The organism is Autumnicola edwardsiae, assembly GCF_031846505.1.
Classification (GTDB): domain Bacteria; phylum Bacteroidota; class Bacteroidia; order Flavobacteriales; family Flavobacteriaceae; genus Autumnicola; species Autumnicola edwardsiae.
The window spans coordinates 1-7,898 of the sequence record NZ_JAVRHP010000121.1; the positions used below are offsets into that span (position 1 = coordinate 1).

The 7,898-nt window shown below is 41.1% G+C and carries 7 protein-coding genes; 3 read left to right on the plus strand and 4 right to left on the minus strand.

Annotated features, from left to right (window positions below; translation table 11 throughout):
- Positions 1 to 211, plus strand: a 211-nt coding sequence (locus RM529_RS15215) for a hypothetical protein (RefSeq protein WP_311485607.1), incomplete at its 5' end; no start/stop codon positions are given.
- 365 nt (positions 212 to 576) lie between these two features.
- On the opposite strand, the gene xerA is transcribed toward RM529_RS15215, so the two are convergent.
- Both xerA and RM529_RS15225 read right to left on the minus strand, forming a co-directional pair.
- Positions 577 to 1,569, minus strand: coding sequence for a site-specific tyrosine recombinase/integron integrase (xerA, locus tag RM529_RS15220; RefSeq protein ID WP_311485608.1), 993 nt, complete (start codon positions 1,567 to 1,569; stop codon positions 577 to 579).
- A gap of 628 nt (positions 1,570 to 2,197) precedes the next feature.
- Positions 2,198 to 3,406 carry a hypothetical protein gene (locus RM529_RS15225; RefSeq protein WP_311485609.1) on the minus strand — a complete coding sequence of 403 codons (1,209 nt, stop codon included), beginning with the start codon at positions 3,404 to 3,406 and terminating at the stop codon, positions 2,198 to 2,200.
- Between the two features lie 165 nt (positions 3,407 to 3,571).
- On the opposite strand from RM529_RS15225, the gene RM529_RS15230 reads away from it, so the two are divergent.
- On the plus strand, positions 3,572 to 4,693 hold the full coding sequence (locus RM529_RS15230; RefSeq protein ID WP_311485610.1) for a DUF5060 domain-containing protein: 1,122 nt from the start codon (positions 3,572 to 3,574) through the stop codon (positions 4,691 to 4,693).
- On the plus strand, positions 4,579 to 5,505 hold the full coding sequence (locus RM529_RS15235; RefSeq protein ID WP_311485613.1) for an apiosidase-like domain-containing protein: 927 nt from the start codon (positions 4,579 to 4,581) through the stop codon (positions 5,503 to 5,505). Before RM529_RS15230 ends, RM529_RS15235 begins: the two co-directional genes overlap by 115 nt.
- A gap of 64 nt (positions 5,506 to 5,569) precedes the next feature.
- On the opposite strand, the gene RM529_RS15240 is transcribed toward RM529_RS15235, so the two are convergent.
- Both RM529_RS15240 and moaA read right to left on the minus strand, forming a co-directional pair.
- Positions 5,570 to 6,751, minus strand: a complete 1,182-nt coding sequence (locus tag RM529_RS15240) for a molybdopterin molybdotransferase MoeA (protein WP_311485611.1) — start codon at positions 6,749 to 6,751, stop codon at positions 5,570 to 5,572.
- On the minus strand, positions 6,748 to 7,728 hold the full coding sequence (moaA, locus tag RM529_RS15245) for a GTP 3',8-cyclase MoaA (RefSeq protein ID WP_311485612.1): 981 nt from the start codon (positions 7,726 to 7,728) through the stop codon (positions 6,748 to 6,750). Before moaA ends, RM529_RS15240 begins: the two co-directional genes overlap by 4 nt.
- Positions 7,729 to 7,898 lie beyond the last annotated feature (170 nt).

The following is a 7,898-nucleotide window of genomic DNA, read 5'->3' on the forward strand; positions in this document are numbered from 1 at the left end:
CGTCCCATATAAAAACTGTGCGCGGGCGAGCGTGATTTTCCGAAGGAAAATCAGGCGCAACAAGTACGCACGGAATTTCGAATTGAGACAGGCTTTAGCATTGTTTTTATATTTTGTTGTAAGGCGTCTTTTTTATTATCCGCGAGCCAAAACATCCAAATTTACCGAAAAAAAGCGCCACTTGCGGCTGAGTGATGATTCTAAAGGGTAGCTTTTTTTCCTTCCCCCAGAAAATTGCAAATGCGGAAAAGCCAAAATTTGCCGATTTTATTCCGTCGCAAAGAGGTCTCAAAAATGCCAATTATCGACCTTTATTTAGCTGATTGGCAATCAGCCAAAAGTCCGCTTATTCACAAACTATAACATCCCAATTTACCGAAAAAAGCGCCACTTGCGTTTGAGTGAGGATTCTAACCGGTAGCTTTTTTCTCTTCCCGGAGTAATCCCATTAATGATAAACTGAAATTTGCCGATTGCGTTCTGAATTTTGATGACTTACAACGTCTCGACAAATGCACTAGTGCATTTTATTATGTAGTAAAAAGGAATGGTACATTTATATCTACTTTGTCTTTACTAATCTAAAGGGTTTTTTATTGTGAAAAAAATATTTGTCGCCACATGTGTATAAATTTCTGTGGTTTTGGTGCTTTTATGCCCCAAAAGCACCTGGATATATCTTAAGTCTGTACCGCTCTCCAGCAAATGTGTAGCAAAAGAGTGTCGCAACATATGTGGCGTTACCCGTTTCTTTATTCCGGCGCTTCGGGCTGCTTCCTTTACTATTTTGGCTATACTTTCAGCAGAATATTGATTCCCCATCGGGCCTTCAAATAAAAAACGTTTTGGCCGCCATTGCAGGTAATAAGCCCGTAGGTCTTTTAAAAGTTTTTCAGAAAGAATGCTGTACCTGTCTCTATTCCCTTTACCAGATCTTACTTTCACCACCATTCGCTTCCCATCGATATCATCCAGTTTTAAACATAGTACCTCATTCCTTCTCAAACCGGCAGAATATAGTAAACTTACAATACATCGATGTTTAATATTCCGCGTACTGTTTATAATAGAAAGCACTTCTTCTTTGGCCAAAACCTCCGGCAACTTTTCCTCCCTCCTGGGCCTTTCTATGGCGTAAAACCTATTGGGCATTTCCATTACTACTTCATAATAGAATTTAATAGCGTTAATTGCCTGATTAAAATAGGAATGGGATTTTTTCTCCTGTACAAGTTTCTGAAGATAAGCTCTTACATCGTTCTCGTCAAGATCAAGTAATTCCCGTTCTTTAAAAAAATTCAAAAAAGCTTCAAAGCAGGAAACATAGGTTCTTACAGTATTATTTGCATAATGCTTAAGTTCCAGTTTGGCAAGATAAGCTTCGGGACAGGTTTTTAAACCTTCAGATTTCTCCCTGTTTCTAAACCATTGGACATCAAAAGAATCGTTTTCCCTTCCAAAATCGCTTTTCGGGAAAAAGTAATTGGAATTAATCCATGCAAAATTATCCTGATAGTGGATTTCATGTATGTTTTGTTCATTTTTTCCATTGATGAAAAAACGAACCAAAAAAATCTAGGCTTACGAAATTTTATCAAAATTTATCGTTCCGCTCCTAAATTTTAGGAACTCGCAACAAAATATTTTATAAGAAACAGAAATCTGTTTTGCTCAAACAGCCTAAAATTTTACGGAGCGTTCACTTCAAATTATACGATAAAATTTCGATAGGCCGGGAAAAGAAAATGCGTCAAAAAACAGCAAAGGAAATGTTTATTTATTTGTTTATGAATACGGCTTTCTTTCCAGGCTTGAAAACGGACGCAAAAAGTACATATTGGTTACCTGGCAGGACTATATGGAAAAATAATCCATATTTTTGATCATGAATTTCCGTAATTCCGGTACTCCTCCGGTTGCTGAGTCCCATTCAAAAAATTCAGCAGATGCCGCTAATACATGTTAAAAAATAAGAGAATTTCTTCTTTTACGAAATTCTTCAGGAGACTTCTGAAAATTTTATCAACTTGCTTCTTTGGCTAGATCAGGTTTTTAAACCTTCCTCAGAATTTGCCAATTATCGACCTTCTGTTTCAGCGTTGTCAACAATCTTCTTCTTCCGAAGGAAAAATCACAACTTTGATAAGAATTATAAAAATTTCAAACTGAAACCGGCTAAAGCTTTTTGGCCAGCTTTTTATTTTCCTTCAGTATTAAAATATAATTTAGGTGTCATTTCGGCTGCCCGTTCTTTATTTTCAGAAGCATAAAAAGAAACATCAATAGCTCCTAAAGGCCTGATAAGTAATCCTTTTGTAGTCCCATCGAGCATACGCTGCATTACAGGTTGTGAAATGGTAATAAAATTTTTGGTGCCGGGCGTTTTATCCACTTCAATATCATATATCATTTGCGTATTAAAAACCTCCTGATACGTTTTCCCCTGCATAAAACTGTTATAAGTAACCTCTTGCTGGTCCCAGGACACCTCACCTGCCCAAATCTCGATTATCCTTACCCGCGGAAATTCCTCTCCTAGTTGATCTCCATAAACTTCAATATAATTTCCTCCTGTGGTGACAGATTGGGTGGTGATTTCAAGTAACCCGGCTCCTTTGGCTTTAGAACCTTTGGCCGATCCTAAGTCCCAGCGCAAAATAGCCCATTGCTTGCCATTTACAGTAAGAACCCGGGATGGACCTTCTTTCTCCCAAACCTGCCAATTGTTAAGATTTAGGTCAGGGTATTCCAGATTGATCAGGGCATCTTGTGTAACTTCTATTTTATTGGAAAAGCTGCTGAGCGCGGGAATTGGTGGATGGTAAGGAATCTGAATTCCTTTATCTGGGCCGGCATTTTTAGTGTTAATAATATCTGCCTTAATATAGTCCATATCCACCTCGTACTTCTCCCGGCCAAAATCTGTAACGTCAAACTGAATGTACAGCGAATCTCCCGGGACAGCATCCAAATCTTTTGTGGTCATACTTATTACATGCCAGTCTTCATCCTGCAATTCAAACTCCATTAAATCATGATGGTATTCGGTTGTTCTTTGGGTGTTAACCATTATATTCACCCGCTTAGGTGGATTTTTAATGCGTACCCGTGCTTCCACCCGCAATTCGGTATCAGGTCCTTTTAATTTTTTCAGGTTTAAATAAGGAGCAACATTCCGTTTGGTGATCGCGTACCAAACATTATTTTGATCTTTAGTGGCATCTATATAGAGTGTGGCCATACCCTCTTTCTCCTGTACAAAATCCATCTCTGTATTTCCATCTCCAGTAAAATAAAGCCAATCTTCAATTGCGCCTTTATCAAAATTATCAATAAACTGGGCCTTGCAAAGACCAGAAAAGAGGAATAACACACTAAGAACAGGAACGATTTTTTTCTGAAACATCTGCATAATAATTTAAGGTGGACATAAAACTAAATTATTATTTACACTTTTATGGGGCCAGAAGGCTAAATTATGAGCAGCATATAGAAAAAGCTGTTACTAATTTCCTATAATTTCAATTATACAATATATTTATGGGCACCTAAACCGGTAATCTTTTATTCCATGAACATCAAATCGTACCTCTTCCCCTTCTTTTGCCTCTTTTTCACAGGTATGGCAACTCATAATGCAGCTGCTTTTCAAACTTCTTCTGCTGAAGAAATCCATGTGTGGGAGATGCAGGAAATAACTTTTCAAGTCGAAAACACCTATGATAATTACTACACAGATGTTCGCGTATGGGTGGATTTAACGGGTCCTGATTTTTCCAAACGTGTTTACGGATTTTGGGATGGTGAAAACATTTTTAAGGTAAGGCTCGTGGCAACAAAGCCCGGGGAATGGAAATGGAGCAGTGGTTCCAGCCCTCAAGATCCCGGAGTAAACCAACTATCGGGCACATTCACTGCTGTGGAATGGACAGAACAGGAGAAAGAGGAAAACCCTAACCGCCGCGGATTTGTACGGGCCATGCCCAACGGTCACGCCCTGCAGTATGCAGACGGTACTCCATACTTTATGTTGGGCGACACCTGGCTTGCCGGCAGCACCTGGCGGCTGCCGTTTCGCAACGCCCCAACTTCGCAGGCTTATCTTCCCGGCCCGGGCATAGGCTTTGAAGATGCTGTGAATTACCGTAAGAACCAGGGTTTTAATTCCGTAAGTATGATTGCAGCTTTTCCAAACTGGGAAGCCGATAGAAACCCCAGCACCTATGCCGATGAAAACGGAATTTTTGTACGCAACGCCTGGGAGAAATTTGGCTATGATGTTGCCAGTAATGAAGGAATAGATGCTTCTGGCGGAGAGAGTTATTGGGGGACCTTTACGGCCAAAAATATGCGGGACGAATATGGCAACCTTCCTTTCGCCATGTCTTCTGAACATAAGGGCGTTTCAGATTTTAATAATATCAATCCGGAGTATTTTCAGAGCCTTGACAAAAAAATGCAGTATATGTCGAAAGAAGGATTTGTGCCTTTGCTGGAAACCATTCGCCGGGATGCAGGGCCTCCTGGAATGCCTATTTCAACTTTAATGAATCTTTTGCCCGCTATGTACAATACCTTATTTCCCGTTACGGGGCACAGAACTTTTTGTTCAGCGGAATTCATCTGGACTGGATCCCCGAGGATTTCAGCCTTACAGCAGAGCAGTTTAACGAGGCCCTCACCTACCACTTAAATACCCATGGCCCGCCACCTTTCGGGCAGCTGCATACAAGCCTAATAGACCGCTCCACTTATACAACCTTTGGCCACGGGGAGGAAGTGCCCTGGCTGGATATGCACAGCGTAGGGAACAAACCGAGGGACCACGGATTTTATGGGGCTATGGACACTTTATTTCATTTAGAACCTCCGTATCCTGCCATTAATTTTGAGCCTTATTATACAGGCTGGGATCATGAAATCAATAAACCCGGTGGGGAAACTCCAATAGCCAATTCCGATAGAGACAATTATTTTGCACGCGCGCAAATGTATGGGTCCGTACTTTCGGGAGGTTTAGCAGGCCATGTGCATGGGACAGCGGCTTATGATATTACCACCACGGGAGAACCGGCCGGGGCCCGCCCTCATATCTGGGAAGCCTTAAAGTATGAATCCGGAAATCAAATGCAGCACCTAAAATCGTTTATGCTTTCTGAAGGTGCCCGTTACCAACAATTGCAACCCGGCCATCAACAGCTCCATCCGAATAAATCTGAAATTAGCCAGGTACGTGGTTTGGACGGTTGGTCACTAATGATGATGACTCCGGAAAAAGATTTCTCCTTGCTGTACTTGGAAAATAAAGCAGTACTGCCAGAAATTAGCGGACTAAAGAAGAATACCTCTTATACTTTTACATGGTTTAATCCCAGGAGCGGGGAATGGTTGGAGGCAACAGAACTTAAATCTGACCGAAAGGGAAATTTGAAGCTTCCCGGTTTTCCTGATGGTTCAAATCTATCGTCTAAGGACTGGGCAGCCAAAATACTGCAAAATGAGTAAGGAAGCTATTTTAGAGAGCTGCAAAATTTGGCAAATATCGACCTGCAGGAAAAAGAAATTCGTTTTATAAATTATAGACCTTTACCCGAGTTCCCGCTGTAACCTCTTCTTTATCTTCTTCTAACTCAACAAGGCAATTTGCAGTGCTAAACGCCTGCAGATTAAAAGATTGTTGCCCACTTAGCACTTCTGCTTCGTCACCATTGATCCTGGCTTTTACGAAAAAGGTTAATCCCGGCTTTTTCTTGTGGTCCTGTGCCAGAGTTAACTCGGCATCGGCCTCCCAGACGTTTTCCTTACCCATAAAATAGTAAAGACAGGGTTTTACATATTGCGAAAAGCAACTAAGGACTGAAGATGGGTTTCCCGGAAGTGCAAAAATCCACTTCCCTGCCTTTTTTCCCGCAAACATGGGTTTTCCCGGCCGTTGTTTTATCTTATAAAATAATTCCTGCACGCCGGCATTTTCCAGGCATTCCTTTACAAAATCATAATCACCAACAGAAATACCTCCGCTCAAAATAAGCACATCCTGTTGCTCCAGCGCCTGATTAATTATTTGCTGAAGTTCTTCCTTTTTATCTGATGCTTTTTTAGGAAAAATGTCTGTGACGCCAATTTTTTTCAGGAGGGCTTCGAGCATTGGTCCGTTGGAATTATAGATTTCGCCGGGTGTAAGGGAAGTTCCGGGTTCTTTTAATTCATCTCCCGTAATAACATACGCAACAGTTGGCGCTGTATAAATCTTAACCTCAGCCAGCCCAACAGAAGCCAGCAGTCCAATGATGCCGGGTGAAATTACCGTTCCTTTTTTCAGAATTAAATCGCCACGTTTACATTGCGAGCCTTTTAAGCGTACGTTGCTTCCGGTACTTATTTTATCCTCCTGATAATATATTTCTCCTGAAGCTTCATTTTTGGCTATTAATTCCTGCGGAATAACAGTGTCTGTACCTTCCGGAATTTTTGCGCCGGTAAAAATACGTGCGGCCTCTCCCCTTTCAATTTTATATGCTGAAGTATCTCCTGCCTGGATAACGGTCTTCACCTTCCAACGCTGAAGTTTTTCACCAAACTTTATGGCATAACCGTCCATAGCCGAATTATCGAAAGAAGGGACATCTATGGGAGAATATATATCTTCAGCTACTACCGCATCCAGGCTGTGGCCTAGCGGGACAGTTTGTGTTTTTCCTCTTGTACTGTTATCAGAAAGAATTTTCCTGGCTTCATTTACTGAAATCATCCGCCTATTTTAATCATACTACGGTTCTTAATGGTAGAAGCTTCAGCATCTTTATAGGATTTCGCAAACTGTCCGCCCATCACGGAGTGTTTTCTTCGCACCGAAGTTCTAATCAGCGGAACAATATCCTCTCCTTTTCTAAGCGTTCCAAGGATATCCATTTCTTCACTTCCAAAGAGGCAGTTTTTCATTTTCCCGTCCGCCGTTAAACGCATCCGGTTACAGTCTCCGCAAAAATGTTCCGTCATTGTAGTAATAAAAGCAAAAGTACCTTCATGCCCTATGGCTTTGTACTTCTTTGCCGTGGCATGCGGCTCATCCTTCAGTTTTACCATATCATATTCTTCCTCCACCCATTTAAGCATTTGCGTGGCTGTAATCACTTTTTTGCTGTTCCAGTGATTACCTTCAAAAGGCATAAACTCTATTATTCGCACGTGCAATGGCAAATTTTTGGTGATGGCCACAAAATCAAGGATCTCTTTTTCTATAACTCCTTCTATGGCCACAGCATTTATTTTAACCCGGAAACCTTCGTTTAAAAGCAATAAGATATTATCCCAGACAAGCTGAAACTGATTGCGTTTCGTGATCCTTTTAAAAGTTTCGGCATCCAGGGTATCCAGGCTTACATTGAGGGACTTTACTCCGGCTGCCTTTAACTGGTCTATATATTTATGGGCGAGCACCGCATTGGTGGTAAGGCTTATCTCTACAGGTAATTCTGAAAGCTTCTGAAGAATTTCCGGAAACTCTTTACGCACCATAGGTTCGCCTCCCGTAAGCCTTATTTTATTAACACCAAGCCCTACAAAAGTCTTTGCGATCTCCACAATTTCTTCCACCTGCATAAGGTGTTTGTTGGGCAAACACTGAATATTTTCATCTGGCATACAGTACTGGCACCTGAAGTTGCAGCTGTCTGTAAGGGAAATCCTGAGATAATCGTGTATTCTTTGATGAGTATCCTGAAGCATTATACATTTTTAGAATTTTAAATTTAAGCAATAAGAATCACAGAAACCAAAGTCTACGAGCCTTTTTAATTTTTACTCGATAATCGAGATTTTAATGCTCCGAGGCTTGCCTCGAAATCGAAAATCATTTCTTCTTAATGCTTCGTGGGCTTGCCCCGAAGCAGTTTACT

What these genes read in the sequence shown, in the direction of transcription:
- RM529_RS15225 (WP_311485609.1), bottom strand. Translation starts at nt 3,406, where the DNA reads ATGTTTCAGAAAAAAATCGTTCCTGTTCTTAGTGTGTTATTCCTCTTT.
- RM529_RS15230 (WP_311485610.1), top strand. Translation starts at nt 3,572, where the DNA reads ATGAACATCAAATCGTACCTCTTCCCCTTCTTTTGCCTCTTTTTCACA.
- RM529_RS15240 (WP_311485611.1), bottom strand. Translation starts at nt 6,751, where the DNA reads ATGATTTCAGTAAATGAAGCCAGGAAAATTCTTTCTGATAACAGTACA.
- moaA (WP_311485612.1), bottom strand. Translation starts at nt 7,728, where the DNA reads ATGCTTCAGGATACTCATCAAAGAATACACGATTATCTCAGGATTTCC.